Source organism: Amycolatopsis sp. GM8 (assembly GCF_021653975.1).
In the GTDB taxonomy this organism is placed as follows: Bacteria; Actinomycetota; Actinomycetes; order Mycobacteriales; family Pseudonocardiaceae; genus Amycolatopsis_E.
The window spans coordinates 21,154-35,102 of sequence record NZ_JAJKFK010000013.1 but is presented as its reverse complement, the minus strand read 5'-3'; the positions used below and the strand labels follow the sequence as shown (position 1 = coordinate 35,102).

General features: G+C 70.5%; 14 protein-coding genes. 4 read left to right on the top strand and 10 right to left on the bottom strand.

Going from position 1 to position 13,949, the window contains the following annotated elements; translation table 11 throughout:
- Window positions 1–2: 2 nt before the first annotated feature.
- The 3 genes from groES to LOZ83_RS37825 all read right to left on the bottom strand — a co-directional run bounded on the left by groES (window position 3) and on the right by LOZ83_RS37825 (window position 2,221).
- On the bottom strand, window positions 3–296 hold the full coding sequence (gene groES / locus LOZ83_RS37835; RefSeq protein WP_236796727.1) for a co-chaperone GroES: 294 nt from the start codon (window positions 294–296) through the stop codon (window positions 3–5).
- Between the two features lie 383 nt (window positions 297–679).
- A complete protein-coding gene (locus LOZ83_RS37830) occupies window positions 680–1,276 on the bottom strand; it encodes a cadmium resistance transporter (RefSeq protein ID WP_236796725.1) in 597 nt (198 codons plus the stop codon).
- An 84-nt stretch (window positions 1,277–1,360) separates the two neighbouring features.
- A complete protein-coding gene (locus LOZ83_RS37825; RefSeq protein ID WP_236796722.1) occupies window positions 1,361–2,221 on the bottom strand; it encodes an NADP-dependent oxidoreductase in 861 nt (286 codons plus the stop codon).
- 65 nt (window positions 2,222–2,286) lie between these two features.
- Here LOZ83_RS37825 and LOZ83_RS37820 point away from each other — a divergent pair, with 65 nt between their 5' ends.
- Window positions 2,287–2,670 carry a helix-turn-helix domain-containing protein gene (locus tag LOZ83_RS37820; protein ID WP_236796721.1) on the top strand — a complete coding sequence of 128 codons (384 nt, stop codon included), beginning with the start codon at window positions 2,287–2,289 and terminating at the stop codon, window positions 2,668–2,670.
- Between the two features lie 99 nt (window positions 2,671–2,769).
- Window positions 2,770–4,668, top strand: a complete 1,899-nt coding sequence (locus LOZ83_RS37815; protein ID WP_236796720.1) for an N-acetylmuramoyl-L-alanine amidase — start codon at window positions 2,770–2,772, stop codon at window positions 4,666–4,668.
- Window positions 4,669–4,758: 90 nt separating this feature from the next.
- On the opposite strand, the gene tsaD is transcribed toward LOZ83_RS37815, so the two are convergent.
- From tsaD to tsaB, 3 genes are read right to left on the bottom strand one after another with little or no spacing between them, the layout of a single operon-like run.
- Window positions 4,759–5,805: a tRNA (adenosine(37)-N6)-threonylcarbamoyltransferase complex transferase subunit TsaD gene (tsaD, locus tag LOZ83_RS37810; protein WP_236796719.1), complete on the bottom strand. Its 1,047-nt coding sequence runs from the start codon at window positions 5,803–5,805 to the stop codon at window positions 4,759–4,761.
- The gene (rimI, locus tag LOZ83_RS37805) at window positions 5,805–6,275 is read right to left on the bottom strand and encodes a ribosomal protein S18-alanine N-acetyltransferase (RefSeq protein WP_236796718.1); all 471 of its coding nucleotides are present in this window, start codon (window positions 6,273–6,275) and stop codon (window positions 5,805–5,807) included. Before rimI ends, tsaD begins: the two co-directional genes overlap by 1 nt.
- The gene (gene tsaB / locus LOZ83_RS37800) at window positions 6,272–6,919 is read right to left on the bottom strand and encodes a tRNA (adenosine(37)-N6)-threonylcarbamoyltransferase complex dimerization subunit type 1 TsaB (RefSeq protein ID WP_236796716.1); all 648 of its coding nucleotides are present in this window, start codon (window positions 6,917–6,919) and stop codon (window positions 6,272–6,274) included. Before tsaB ends, rimI begins: the two co-directional genes overlap by 4 nt.
- A 110-nt stretch (window positions 6,920–7,029) precedes the next feature.
- Here tsaB and LOZ83_RS37795 point away from each other — a divergent pair, with 110 nt between their 5' ends.
- A complete protein-coding gene (locus tag LOZ83_RS37795; protein WP_236796714.1) occupies window positions 7,030–8,475 on the top strand; it encodes an acyl-CoA synthetase in 1,446 nt (481 codons plus the stop codon).
- Window positions 8,475–9,770 (top strand): carboxyl transferase domain-containing protein, encoded by a 1,296-nt coding sequence (locus LOZ83_RS37790; RefSeq protein WP_236796712.1) that lies wholly within the window; start codon window positions 8,475–8,477, stop codon window positions 9,768–9,770. The genes LOZ83_RS37795 and LOZ83_RS37790 overlap by 1 nt, the downstream gene beginning before the upstream one ends.
- Before the next feature lie 501 nt (window positions 9,771–10,271).
- Here LOZ83_RS37790 and LOZ83_RS37785 read toward each other — a convergent pair.
- Genes LOZ83_RS37785 through alr form a run of 4 tightly spaced genes read right to left on the bottom strand, consistent with a single transcriptional unit; the run spans window position 10,272 to window position 13,948 of the window.
- The gene (locus LOZ83_RS37785; RefSeq protein WP_236796711.1) at window positions 10,272–11,252 is read right to left on the bottom strand and encodes a zinc-binding dehydrogenase; all 981 of its coding nucleotides are present in this window, start codon (window positions 11,250–11,252) and stop codon (window positions 10,272–10,274) included.
- A gap of 49 nt (window positions 11,253–11,301) precedes the next feature.
- Window positions 11,302–11,751 carry a tRNA (adenosine(37)-N6)-threonylcarbamoyltransferase complex ATPase subunit type 1 TsaE gene (tsaE, locus tag LOZ83_RS37780; protein WP_236796710.1) on the bottom strand — a complete coding sequence of 150 codons (450 nt, stop codon included), beginning with the start codon at window positions 11,749–11,751 and terminating at the stop codon, window positions 11,302–11,304.
- On the bottom strand, window positions 11,736–12,836 hold the full coding sequence (locus tag LOZ83_RS37775) for an alpha/beta fold hydrolase (protein ID WP_236796709.1): 1,101 nt from the start codon (window positions 12,834–12,836) through the stop codon (window positions 11,736–11,738). The genes tsaE and LOZ83_RS37775 overlap by 16 nt, the downstream gene beginning before the upstream one ends.
- Window positions 12,836–13,948: an alanine racemase gene (gene alr, locus LOZ83_RS37770; RefSeq protein WP_236796708.1), complete on the bottom strand. Its 1,113-nt coding sequence runs from the start codon at window positions 13,946–13,948 to the stop codon at window positions 12,836–12,838. Before alr ends, LOZ83_RS37775 begins: the two co-directional genes overlap by 1 nt.
- Window position 13,949: the final 1 nt, after the last annotated feature.

The following is a 13,949-nucleotide window of genomic DNA, read 5'->3' as shown; positions in this document are numbered from 1 at the left end:
CGTCAGTTGACGACGGCCAGCACGTCGCGAGCGGACAGGATCAAGTAGTCCTCACCGTTGTACTTGACCTCGGTGCCGCCGTACTTGGAGTAGATCACGACGTCGCCGACAGCCACATCCACCGGGATGCGGGTGCCCTTGTCGTCCACGCGGCCCGGGCCCACGGCCAGAACCTTGCCCTCCTGGGGCTTTTCCTTCGCGGTGTCGGGGATGACGAGACCGGAAGCCGTCGTCTCCTCGGCCTCGCTCGTCTGGACAACGATCTTGTCCTCGAGCGGTTTGATGTTCACGCTCACCGGGTTGACCTCCACGGGTCGTCGAAAGCGTTGGCAGGTACTTACAGGTTTTGGCGCCTACCACCCCCGCCGTCGCGGGTGCCGGGGCGTGTGCGGTGCCGTGCATTTAGCACTCTAGCCACGCGAGTGCCAACGCCGCAAGCAGGGTCGCACTCGACCGGTCGAAAGGCCCTGACGTGGGGCTTCGAGCAGGGACACTGTTCCGTGCGGTTCCGTGCCGTTCCTGCCGGGCCTCATCTGCTCGCGGTCAGGATCTCGGCATCCAGCCTCTGGTGGGTTCGCTGATCGGGGTTCCTTCGGTCGAGCGAGACTCCAGCCTCCGGCGCAACCTCGGACAACACGGCGGCGGACTTCCTGGGAGCGGCTCCGAACTGCCAGGTGAGCTAAATACCGAAGGCTCCGCCCTCGATGAGGATGAGCAGCCCGATGCCGATCAGGACGACGGGCAGCAGGATGTGGCCCCAGCGTGCGAGCACTTTCGTGATGCCCGGCCGGGTGGCGAAGTACCTTCCCAGCACGAGCAGTGCGGCGAGCAGGACCAGGAACACGACGACGTAGACGCTGATCCCGCCGATGCCCGCGGTGGCGAAGACGGGCACGTAGACACCGATGTTGTCGCCGCCGTTGGCGACGGTGACCAGTGCTACGTCGAGGATTTTGGGACCACTCCCCCGGCTGGCTTTCTCCTCGCCGGGGTACTTGCGGTGGCGCCACGCTTCGACGGCGGCCTTGATGCCGAGGGCGAGTGGCAGCAGGCCGAGGTACGGGATGGCGTTGTCGGGCAGGAAGGTCGCGCCGAATGCCGCTGCGACGGAGACACCAAGGATGACGACGAACCCGAGATACTGGCCGAGCGCGATGTCGCGAGTCGCTCCGTGGCGGCCGATGCCCTGGGCGAAGAAGAGAGCGAGGACGACGGTGTCGTCGATGTTGGTGACGGCGAAGAGCCCCACGGCCTGCCCGATGATGTGGAGGTTCACCGAACCTCCACCTGTCGGTACCTTCGTCGCTCCGGCCGCGATCGCCCGGTCAGTGCTGACCGTACCCGCGCGCGAAGGCGGGCCTCACACCTCCAGCACGATCTTGCCGCGTACCCGTCCGGTTTCACTCAGTTCGTGCGCTTTCGCCGCGTCCGCCAGCGGGAACGTCCGTGCGACGTGTACGCGCAGCTTCCCGGCCTCCACCAGTTCGCCGATCGCCGCCAGGTCCGTCCCGGACGACTGCACCCAGACCCGCCGGTAGCGCGGGTCACCCTCCGCGTCGTCCCCGACCGCGTCGAGCAGAACCCCTTGCGGCGCAAGGACTTCCAGCGAGCGTTTGCCGTAGCCGCCACCGACGAGGTCGAACACCACGTCGACGTCGCGCACCGCCGTGGTGAAGTCCGTGGCGGTGTAGTCGATCACCTCGTGCGCGCCGAGTTCCTTCACGAAGGCGTGGTTGGCCGCCCGCGCGGTCCCGATGACGTACGCGCCGGCCAGCGAGGCGAGCTGCACCGCGAGGTGCCCGATCCCACCGGCGGCGGCGTGCACCAGGACGCGCTGTCCGCTTTGGACATCGCGCAACGCCTGGTAGGCGGTCAAAGCCACCGACGGCAGCGCGGCCGCCTGCACGTGGCTCAAGCCGGATGGCTTGGGCGCCAACGCATCCTCCGGCGCGACGACGTACTCCGCGTACGCGCCCGTGCGGCTCAGCCACATCCCGTAGACGTCGCACCCGCCGACCTCGCCGGAGAAGTCGAACCCGACGCGCAGCGGCGCCGGCCCCAGCGCGTCGAGGAGACCGCTGCGCACCTTCCAGTCGACCGGGTTGACGCTCGCCGCACGCACCCGGACCAGCACCTCGCCCGCGCCGGGCACGGGAACTGCCTCCTCGACGAGCTCCAAGACCTCGGGACCGCCGAACCTGCTCACGTTGATCGCTTTCACACCGTCATCGTCGAGCCGTTGGTATCTGTTGTGAAGAAGGCACCTTTTTGATATCCAGGTACCTGATGGATACTGTCGAGTCGTACCTGCGCACCTGTCCCGCCCGCCAGGTGCTCGAGACCCTCGCCAACAAGTGGGCGCTGCTCGTACTCGGCGCGCTGCGACAGGAAGACGGGCCGCTGCGGTTCAGCGAACTGCGACGGCAACTCGAGGGCGTCACACAGAAGATGCTCACCCAGACCCTGCGCTTGCTCGAACGCGACGGACTCGTGCGTCGCGACGTGTATCCCACGGTGCCGCCGCGCGTCGAGTACTCGGTGACGGCGCTGGGCACCGAGGCCGGCGATCTGATGAATGCGCTCGGTCACTGGGCCGAAGCCCGCGCCGACGAGATCATGGCCGCGCGCGAAAGTTTCGACACCCGGCCGGCACCTGAACCGATTCGCTGAGCCTTTCACCAACTTTCCCGCCACGGCGTACGAAAGGCGCTCCCCAAACCTGCGGACGGGTTGTAGGTTCTGCACATCGTTCGCAGGCGAGGGAGAACCATGGATCCGTTCACGCGCCGGACCGCGCTCGCGGCCGCGGCAGGGACAGCGGGATTCGCGCTGCTGCCCGGTACCGCCTCGGCCACCGTCGGCGGCTCACGGCAGCGGGCCTTCGCCGCGGCCGCTGCCGAGTTCGGGGTGCCAGAGCAGGTGCTGCTGGGCGTCTCGTACCTGAAGTCGCGCTGGGACTACAACGCGGGCACGCCGAGCACGGGCGCCGGTTTCGGGCCGATGCACCTGACCGACCTGCGCACGGTCGCCGCGGGCGGCAGCCACCACGACAAGGGCACCGAGGACCCGCGCGGCGACCTCGCCCGCGCGGCGCTGCGGCCCGCCGAACCACAGCATGCCGCGCCGGTACCTGCCCTGCAGACGGTCGACCTCGCCGCCGAGCTGACCGGCGCGAACCCGGCCGAACTGCGTACCGATGCCGTGCAGAACATCCGCGGTGGCGCGGCAGTTTTGGCTCAGTACCAACGAGAACTGGGCATCAAGAGCGACAGCCCGGCGGACTGGTACGGCGCCGTGGCCCGCTACAGCGGCGCGACGGACTCGACCGCCGCCGCGTTCTTCGCCGACGAGGTCTACCGCACGATCACCAGTGGCGCGAGCCGGGTGACCGACGACGGCCAGGACGTCCGGCTGGACGCCACGAACGTCTCCCCCGCCCGTGGCCAGCTCCGCTCGCTGGGCCTGCCCGCGTCGGCGCGCGGTGACGTCGAGGCGCCGCCGGACGTGTGGGCCGAGTGGATTCCCGCGCCATATCAGGAAACCCCCAACGGCGGCTACGGCAACTACGACAAGGCCGAGCGGCCGGGGACCCAGCAGATCACGCACATCGTCATCCACGACACCGAGTGCTCCTACGACGTTGCGCTGGGCCTGGTGCAGGACCCGACGTACCTGGGCTGGCACTACACGCTGCGCTCCAGCGACGGGCACATCGCGCAGCACATCCAGACCAAGGACGTCGGCTGGCATGCCGGGAACTGGTATGTGAACGCGAAATCCATCGGGGTCGAGCACGAGGGCTTCGGCGCGCAGGGCGGCTGGTACACCGAGGCGCTGTACCGCACGTCGGCGAAGCTGGTGCGTTACCTGGCCGACAAGTACCGGATCCCGCTGGACCGCCAGCACATCATCGGCCACGACAACGTCCCCGGCACGATCCCGTCGACGGTCGCGGGCATGCACTGGGACCCGGGCCCGTACTGGGACTGGGCCCACTACTTCGAGCTGCTCGGCGCGCCGTTGCACAGCTGGGCGCGGCAGAGCACCGGGCTGGTCATGATCAAGCCGGACTTCGCCGCGAACCAGCCCGGTTTCACCGGCTGCGACACCCCGGGCGCCGCGTGCACGCTGCGCGGATCGTCCGCGGTCATCCTCCGTACTGAGCCGCGGGACGACGCGCCACTGCTGCAGGATCTGGGCCTGCACCCAGACGGCTCACCGTCCACAATGGACGTCTCCGATGTGGGCAGCCGGGCTTCGGCGGGCCAGCAGTACGCGGTCGCCGAGACCCGGGGCGACTGGACGGCGATCTGGTACCTGGGGCAGCGGGGCTGGTTCCGCAGCGCGGCGGCGGTGCCGGTGCTGGGGCAGGTGGTGACGCCGAAGGCCGGTCTGGCCACGGTTCCGGTGTACGGGCGGGCGTTCCCGGAGGCCGGGGCGTACCCGGCGAACATCCCGCCGCAGGATCTGGTGCCACTGCAGTACACGTTCGCCGCCGGCCAGAAGTACGTGGCCGGGCCGGTGCTGCCTTCGGAGTACTACTGGGCGACGACGTTCGACGCGTCGACGCATGTCGTGGTGCGCGGGACGACGGAATACGTGCAGATCCAGTTCGGGCACCGGGTCGCGTACGTGAAGGCGGACGATGTGGTGGTCGGGCGCCCCTGAGTTGTCCACAGGTACCCAGTTGTCCACAGGCGGGCGGTTTCGGGCTTCCGTCCCGGGCCGCCCGCGTGTGAACTGGAAGGCGTGACCAGCTCAGACCGAAACGACGTTTACGGGCAGCGCCGGGTTCGCGGAGATGTCCAAAGAGGACTCCTCGGCCCCGGCGGCCACCACGTGCGCGCCGAGCGCGGCGATCATCGCGCCGTTGTCGGTGCACAGCCGTGGCCGCGGCACGCGCAGCTCGATGCCGGCCGCTTCGCAGCGTTCGCGCGCCAACTCGGAAAGCCGCGAGTTGGCCGCGACCCCACCGGAGATGACGAGCGTGCCGATGCCCAGGTCCGTCGCCGCGCGCACGGCCTTCGCGGTCAGCACGTCGGCAACGGCTTCCTGGAACGAGGCCGCCACGTCGTTCACCGGGATCTCCTCGCCGCGGCGTTCGGCGCCCTCGACCCACCGGGCGACAGCGGTTTTCAAGCCGGAGAACGAAAAGTCGTACTTCGCGTCGCGGGGGCCGGTCATCCCCCGGGGGAAGGCGATCGCCTTGGGGTTGCCCTGCCGCGCGGCCTTGTCGATGGGCGGCCCGCCCGGGTACGGCAGCCCGAGCACGCGCGCGACCTTGTCGTAGGCCTCGCCCGCCGCGTCGTCCACAGTGGACCCGAGTTCGGTGATGGCGGTGGCGATGTCGTCCACGCGCAGAAGTTGCGTGTGCCCGCCGGAGACGAGCAGCGCCAGGCACGGCGTGGGCAGCGGCCCGTGCTGCAGGGTGTCGACGGCGATGTGGCCCGCCAGGTGGTTGACGCCGTACAGCGGCACGCCGAGCGCCGCCGAGTAGGCCTTGGCCGCGGAGACCCCGACGAGCAGTGCGCCCGCCAGCCCCGGCCCGGCGGTCACCGCGATGGCGTCCACATCGGACAGTTTGAGGTCGGCGGTCTCGAAGGCGCGGTTCGCCGTGGGCACCATGGCTTCCAGGTGGGCCCGGCTGGCGACCTCGGGCACCACCCCGCCGAACCGCGCGTGCTGCTCGACGCTGGAGGCCACTTCGTCGGCGAGCAGCTCGACGGCACCGTCGTCGTGCAGCCGCACCAGGCCCACGCCGGTCTCGTCGCAGGAGCTCTCGATGCCCATGATGATCCGGGACATCAGCCGGCCTCCTGTTCCGAGCGAGAGGGGCGTTTCATGGTGTAGGCATCAGCGCCGGAAGGCTGGTAGTAGCGCTTGCGCAGGCCGATCCGGGTGAAGCCGTGGCGGGCGTAGAGCTCCAGCGCCCGGTCGTTGTCGGTGCGGACTTCGAGGAAGACGGGGGCACGCAGCTCGTCGGCGTGCGCGAGCAGGGCACGCAGCAGCGCGGTGCCGATGCCCTGCCCCTGGTACGCCTCGTCGACGCCGATGGTGTGCACGCTGGACTCGAAGTCGCCGGGGCGCCCGACGGTCGCGAGCCCGGCGTAACCGACCAGCTCGTCCCCGTCGGTGTACGCGCCGAGGTAGTAGCCACCGGCGTCGAGCTCGGACCGGAACGCGTAGGCACTCCACGGATCATCGGCTGCGAAGAGCTGCTTCTCGATCTCGACGCAGCGCGGGATGTCCTTGCGGGCAAGGAGGGCGAGCTTCACGCCGTCACCCGCTTCCTGGCGGTGGGCTCGACGGCGTCCGGGCGGCGCAGGTACAGCGGCGTCAGCGGAACGGGCTCGGCGTCGAAGGCATCGCTCGCGGCGGTGACGAGCCCGGCGATCGTCGGGTAGTACGGCTCAAGCACGCGGACGCCAAGCTTCTCGGCGTAGAGACGGGCGCCGTCACCGGCGGCGATCGGCAGGCCGAGCGGTTCCGGCGCCTGGACGTGCGGGCCGTCGGTGCGGGTGCCGTTCGCGTCGTAGGCGGCCCAGTACACCTCGCGGCGACGCGCGTCGGTGACGACGAGGAACGGCTCGCTCGCCTCGGTGGCCGCGGCGATGCCGTCGAGGCTGCACACCGGGTACACGTTGATGCCGAGCCCGTGGGCGAGCGCGGCCGCGGTGGCCATGCCGGCCCGCAGGCCGGTGAAGGGGCCGGGGCCGACGCCGCAAACGATTGCGTCGACCTCGCGCAGCGTCACGCCGGCTGCCTTCGCGGCGTCGAGGATGTGCGGAGTGATCAGCTCCCCGTGCGCACGGGCGTTGATCGTGACGCGCTCGGCGAGCACGGAGACGTCGGCACCCGCCAGCGTCGCCAGCCCGGCGGTGACCGCGGGTGTCGAGGTGTCGATGGCGAGTACCAGCACGGTGTACCAGGATATGCCCTGCACGCTTGACACCGATGGCTGGGCGACCGCAAAGTGGTTCAGCCACTTAGCCAATTCACCCCATGACGTTCCGTGCGAGGAGGCCCAGCGTGGCAGAACGGTTGTTCCCGGCCCTGACGACGAAGCCCGCCAAGAACGCGCTGCGGTTCGGCGAAGCCTCCCTCGACTACGCCGAGCTGGCGGACGTCGCCGGGACGCTGGCGCGTGAGCTACACGACGCCGGTCCCGGCCGGGTCGCGGTGTGGGCGACGCCGACCATCCACACCAGCGTCGCGGTGCTCGCCGCGTTGTTGGCCGGAGTGCCCGCGGTCCCGGTCAACCCGAAGATCGGCGAACGCGAGCTGGGCCACATCGTGTCGGACAGCACTCCGTCGCTCGTGCTAGCCGAGGCCGGCGTCACGCTGCCCGAGGCGCTGGCCACGTTGTCACGCAAGGACATCCCGCTCACCGGCGTGCCGGGCGAATTGCCGGACGAGCCGGATCCGGAGGCGCCCGCGCTGATCGTCTACACGTCCGGCACCACCGGCCCGCCCAAGGGCGTCGTGCTGCCCCGCCGCGCGATCGCCACCACACTGGACACGCTCGAAGACGCCTGGCAGTGGACCGCGGACGACGTCCTGGTGCACGCGCTGCCGCTGTTCCACGTGCACGGCCTGATCCTCGGCATCCTCGGGCCGCTACGTCGCGGCGGCAGCGTCCACCACCTCGGCCGGTTCTCCGTCGAAGGCGCGGCGAACGAACTGTCCGGCGAGGCGACGATGATGTTCGGCGTACCGACGATGTACCACCGGATCGCGGAAACGGTCGGCGACAACCCGGAGCTGGCCAAGGCGTTCGGGCGGGCACGGCTGCTGGTGTCCGGGTCGGCCGCGCTGCCCGTACACGACCACCAGCGCATCACAGCCGCGACCGGGCAGCAGGTCGTCGAGCGCTACGGCATGACCGAAACGCTGATGAACACGAGCGTCCGGGCCGACGGCGAACGCAAACCGGGGACCGTGGGCGTGCCGCTGCGCGGTGTCGAGGTGCGGCTGGTCGAGGAGTCGGGCGCGGTGATCGAGACCTCGGACGGCGAGACCGTCGGCGAGATCCACGTGCGCGGGCCGAACCTGTTCACCGAATACCTCAACCGCCCGGACGCGACGGCCGAGGTGTTCACCGGTGAGGGAGGCTGGTTCCGCACCGGCGACATGGCGACCCGCGACGCCGACGGCTACCTGCGCATCGTCGGGCGCAAAGCCACCGACCTGATCAAGAGCGGCGGTTACAAGATAGGCGCCGGGGAGATCGAGAACGCGCTGCTCGAACATCCCGGGGTCGCGGAGGCCGCGGTCACCGGCGAGCCGGATCCCGACCTCGGCGAGCGGATCGTCGCGTGGATCGTGCCTTCCGGTCCCGCGCCCGGCGAACAGGAGCTGGCCGACCATGTGGCGCGCCTGCTGTCGCCACACAAGCGGCCACGGGTGGTGCGGTTCCTGGATGCCTTGCCGCGCAACGACATGGGCAAGGTGATGAAGCGGGCGTTGGAGCACTGATGCGTGCGCTGATCGGCTCGATCTGCTCGGCCTTCACCGAGTTCGACGTGCCACTCGCAGAGTCCGAAGTGGACGGTCCGATCGGCTGGCCGGGCTACGACGAGGCGAGGGCGCGAGCCGGGGCACGGACCGGCGAGCGGGAGTCGGTGGTCTGCGGTGTGGGCAAGGTCGGCGACGTCGAGGCGACGCTGATCGTGTTCGAGTTCGGGTTCCTCGGCGGCTCGGTCGGGCGGCGCACCGGCGATCGGATCGAGGCGGCCTTCACGCGGGCACGCGAGCTGCGCACGCCGGTGGTGTCCCTCATCGCGACCGGTGGAAGCCGGATGCAGGAGGGCATGGCGGCGCTGTCGCAACTCCAGCGCATCGCGCGGCAGGCGGCGCTGACCCGGTCGGCCGGACTTCCGCAGATCTCGGTCCTGCGCGATCCGACGACCGGCGGCGGCTGGGCAACCCTCGGCGCGGGCGCCGACGTGGTGCTGGCGTTGCCGGGCGCGCAGGTCGGCTTCGCCGGTTCACGTGTCCGGCCTGCTGGTGACGATTCGGCCTACACGGCGGAGTCGCAGCTGGCGTCGGGTCACGTCGACCAGATCGTCGAAGACCTGCCCGGCGCGCTGGCCCGCTGGCTGCCCCTCCTGACAAACCGTTGCCACACAACACCGGAACCGCCCGCGGCACTGGGCTCGGCCGGCGTGCCCGAGACGGGCTGGGATGCTGTCCGAGCCGCACGCGCGCCCTCCCGGCCGCACGCGGACGCCTATCTCGACGCGTATTTCGACTGGCGCGAGAACATCAGCGGCGACCGGTGCGGTGGCGTCGATCCTGGTGTCCGCTGCGGTTTCGGTTCGCGTGACGGCCTGACGATCGCGTACGCGGCGCAGTGCGGCACGCCGACGCTCCCGTCCGGTTTCCGCACGGCTGCCCGCCTGATCCGGCTGGCCGACCGGCTCGGTTTCCCGGTGCTGACCCTCGTCGACACCCCCGGCGCGGCGAACGACGGTACGGCCGAACGAGCAGGTGCCGGCGCGGCGATCGCGGAGATGTTCGCCGCCGTGGCGGGTGCGTCCGTGCCGGTGACCACACTGGTCATCGGTGAAGGTGGATCAGGTGGCGCGCTGGCCTTCGCCGCCCCGGGCCGCACATGGGTGACGCCGGACAGCTTCTTCTCGGTCACGTCCCCAGAGGCAGCCGCGGCGATCCTCAAACGCCCGGCGGCAGACATCCCCGCGATAGCCGACCAGCTCCGCCTGCGCCCGCAGGATCTGGTCGAGCTCGGGGTGGCGCAAGGAATCGTCTAGCTCCAGACCTGATCGAACGCGACGCGACACAAGAAACCCTCCGGCCCCAGCACTCGGTCGAACGTCGTGCGGCGCAAGGGATCGCCTAACCCAGAACCCGATCGAACTCGACGCGACACAACAGACCCACCCAGCCCAGGACCCAGTCCACCTTCGCGCGGCGCAAGGGATCGCCCAGCTCCCACGACTCGATCGAACTCGGGGTGGCACAAGGAGTCGTCCAGCCACCAGGACCTGATCGAACGTCGTGCGGCACAACAAACCGCCCAACCCCAGGACCTGGCCGAACGTCGTGCGGCACAAGAACCGCCCAGCCACCAAGACGTGATCGAAGTTCGTGCAAGACAGGGCACCGTTCAACCCCTAGGACCTGGTCGAAAGTCGTGCGGCGCAAGGGTTCGCCTCGCTCCAGGATCTGGCGCCACCGAGCGTGACACAACCGATCGTCCGGGCCCGAAGTCTGGCGGCACCGGGCGCCCCGAACGGGATCGCCGGAGCGCGTCAGGGATGCAGGAGTACCTTCCCGCCGAGGGCGGCTAGGGCGTCTTCCGCCTGTTCCAGTGCGAACTCGTGTGTGATCAACGGTGCCGGGTCCAGCAGGCCGGTCGCGAAGGCCCGGACCGCGTGCGTCCACGCCGCCGAAGACGCACCGAAGACCGTGAACACCGTCACCGCCGAAGTGACCAGGTCCGCCGGGGCCAGCGGCGCGGTCTCGGTGCCCGCCAAGCCGGTCAGTACCGTCCGCCCGCCGCGTTTCGTCAGGGTCACCGCGAGACGGCCCGTGCCCGGCGCGCCCGCCGCCTCGACCACGACGTCGAACGGCTCGAGGTCGTCGTCAGGCGCAGCTACCGACGCGCCGAACCGGCGCGCCAACTCGAACCGGTCCTGTCGCGGGTCCACCACCACCAGCTCACCCGGCCTGCTCGCCGCCAAAAGCTGCACCGCCAGCATCCCGAGGGTGCCGCCACCGACCACCGCCACCCGCTCGCCCGGAACCACCGCCGCCTTCAGTGCCGCGCCGGCCATGCACGCGGCGGGCTCCAGCACCGCCGCCGCCCGCAGGTCGGCGTCGGCCGGCAGCTCGTGCAGCAACCGCGCCGGCAGGCGCAGCTCGTCCGACCACGCACCAGGCCGGGTGAAACCCGTCTCGTCGTAGGCGGCCTCGCACAGGTTGGTATCGCCCCGGCGGCACGAGTCACATCGCCCGCAGTTGCGGAAACCCTCACCCACCACCGGTTTCCCCAGCAACGACTGGTCCGTACCAGGCCCCAGCTCGACCACCGTGCCCGACCATTCGTGCCCCGGCGTCACCGGATAGCGGACATAACCCGCCGCCCGCGTCCCCGCGAACACCTCGCGATCGGAACCACAAATCCCCGACCACGCGACCCGCACCACCGCCTCGCCGTACTCCGGCAGCTGCGGCTCGGTGCGCACCACCCGCAGCTCCCGCGGCCGGTCGATCACCACCGCGCGGCTCATCGCCGCCCTCCGCGCCCGCCGCGCGCATCGAGCCGAGCCGCGACGACGCTCATACCCGTTCTTTCCAGCTGCCATGCGGTTCGAGCGTCGCCACCCGCACGTCGTCGTCGCGCCGTTCGAGCCGGACCACCAGATAATCCGAGGACAGCCGTTCCGCCGAGCCCTCGCCCCATTCGACGACCACCGCGGACGCTTCGAGATCGGTGTCCAGATCCAGATCGTCGAGCTGCGCGAGATCCCCGCCCAGCCGATAGGCGTCCACATGCACCAGCGGCACTCCTCGCGCACCGGCCGGATGCACCCGCGCGAGCACGAACGTCGGCGAGCTGACCCGTCCCGAAACCCCGAGGCCCGCGGCGATTCCACGGGTCAGCACGGTCTTCCCGGCGCCGAGCGGCCCGGCGAGCAGCACGAGATCGCCCGCACGCAACTGCCGGCCGAGTGATTCGCCGAAGGAGACCGTGTCCGCTTCGGCCGGCAGCGTTACTTGGTCAGCCATCGCCAGATCCGTTGTGAGGAACCCATTTCGTCCACTCCAGCGCATTTCTGCAACAGGTCGATCAGGTAGCTGTTCACCAGCTCCGGTTGTTCGAGCTGCACCGTGTGCCCGGCGCCGCGCACCCGCGCCAGCTCCGCGTCCGGCAGCTCGGCGGCGATCCGCTCCGCGTGGGAGAACGGCGTGAGCCGGTCCGCGTCGCCGTGGATCACCAGCACGTGCGCGTGCTTCAGGCCGGCCAGCGCCGCGTACCGGTTGTGGCTGCCGAGCGTGTCGATGTAGTTCACCAGCCCGCGCACTGGGGTCACCGCCAGCATCTCCAGCAGGAAGTCCACGATCTTCGGATGCACGTCCCGCGAGCCGAACGCCAGCCGCCGCACAGCCGGGCGGGTCAGCTGGCCACCCGCGGCGCGCACGAACTCCACCAGCCCGGGCTGCCACCCGGCCAGCTCGCCGACCCCCCGCGTCAACGGGTTGTACTTCGACAGCAGGCTCCGCGACAGGCCGCGCCCGCCGACCTCACCGGCGGCCGTCGCGATGAACGCCACGCCGCACACCCGGTCGGCGAACAGCTCCGGGTTCTGCTGCGCCAGCTCCATGATCACCATGCCGCCCATCGAATGGCCGGCCAGCACGATCGGCCCGTCCGGCGCGACGGCGCGCAGCACCGCGTCGAGGTCACGCGCCAGCTGCTCGATGGTGCTCGTTTCCGCGGCGGCCGCGCCCGAAAGCCCATGGCCACGATGGTCGTAGTAGACCTGCTTCACGCGCGGCAGCGTCAGCGAAGCCAGGTCCCGCCGCTGGAAGTACCAGCTGCGCTGGGAGAGCGCGAAACCGTGCACGCCGACCACAGTCAGTTCCGGCTTGCCCTGCCCCGGGTGGATCTCCGACACCGCGAGCGGCGTCCCGTCGTCCGCGGCCACCGTCGAGACCCGGTCCGCCCGCAGGTCGCCGAGCTTTTCGCCGGGCTCGACGACCTCGGTGCCCTTGCGCTGCTGCGCGGCGACCGCGATGCCCGCGGCGGCGGCACCGGTGACCAGCGCGGCAGCACTGCCGACGATGGTCAGCAGCCGGCGGGAAGGCATCATCACGCTCCCTCGTACCGCCGCTGGACCCGCGGCCGGTACATCCCGGTGACGATCTCGTAGTCGATGGTGCCGATCGTGTCCGCCCACTCCCGCGCGGTGGGTTCGCCAGCGGCGCCCGCGCCGAACAGCACGACCTCCGAGCCTGCCGCGGGTTCGTCGTCTCCGCAGTCGACGACCAGCTGGTCCATGCACACGCGGCCGGCCACCGGACGCCGCTTCCCGTCGAGCCAGACGTCCATCCGGCCGGACAGCGTTCGCGGCACTCCGTCGGCGTAGCCCGCGGAGACCAACGCCAGCGTGGTGTCGCGGGAGGCGGTCCAGGTGTGTCCATAGGAGACGGACTCACCGGCGTCGATCCGTTTGGTGAGCACGACCTGCGAACGGAACGTCATCGCGGGACGCAGGTTTTCTTGCTGTGGCACGGGATTCAGCCCGTAGACGGCGATGCCGGGGCGCACGAGGTCGAAGTGCAGATCCGGCCGGGTCAGCGTCGCCGCCGAATTCGCGATATGCCGCAACGGGTTCAGCCCCGCCTCGCGTGCGACGTGGTACGCCACCTGGAAACGCTGCGCCTGCAGGTCGATCGACGGGTGCCCGGGCTCGTCCGCGCACGCGAGATGCGACCAGACGGCGACGACCTCGACCCCCGGTTCGGCAGTCGCGGCCTTCACGAGCGCGGGCCAAGCGTAGGCGGGGCACCCGCTGCGGGACAACCCGGTGTCGATCTTGAGATGGACCCGCGCCCGCTTGCCGAGCCGCTCGGCGGCGGCCGCCACTCGCGCCAGTTCGTCGGCCGAGCTGACGGACAGGTCGAGGTCCGCGGCGATCCCGGGCGTGAAGTCCACGTTCGGCGCGTCGAGCCAGGTGAACACCGGCGCTGTGATGCCCGCCTCACGCAGCGCGAGCCCCTCGGCGAGCGAGCACGCCCCGAGCCAGGTCGCGCCCGCGTCGAGGGCGGCCTTCCCCACCGGCACCGCGCCGTGGCCGTATCCGTCGGCCTTGACCACGGCCATCACCGCGGCGCCTGCTGCCCGGTCGGCCAGCAGGCGCACGTTGTGCCGGATCGCGGCGAGGTCGACCACGACCTCGGCACGGGAGATTTCGGAACTCATC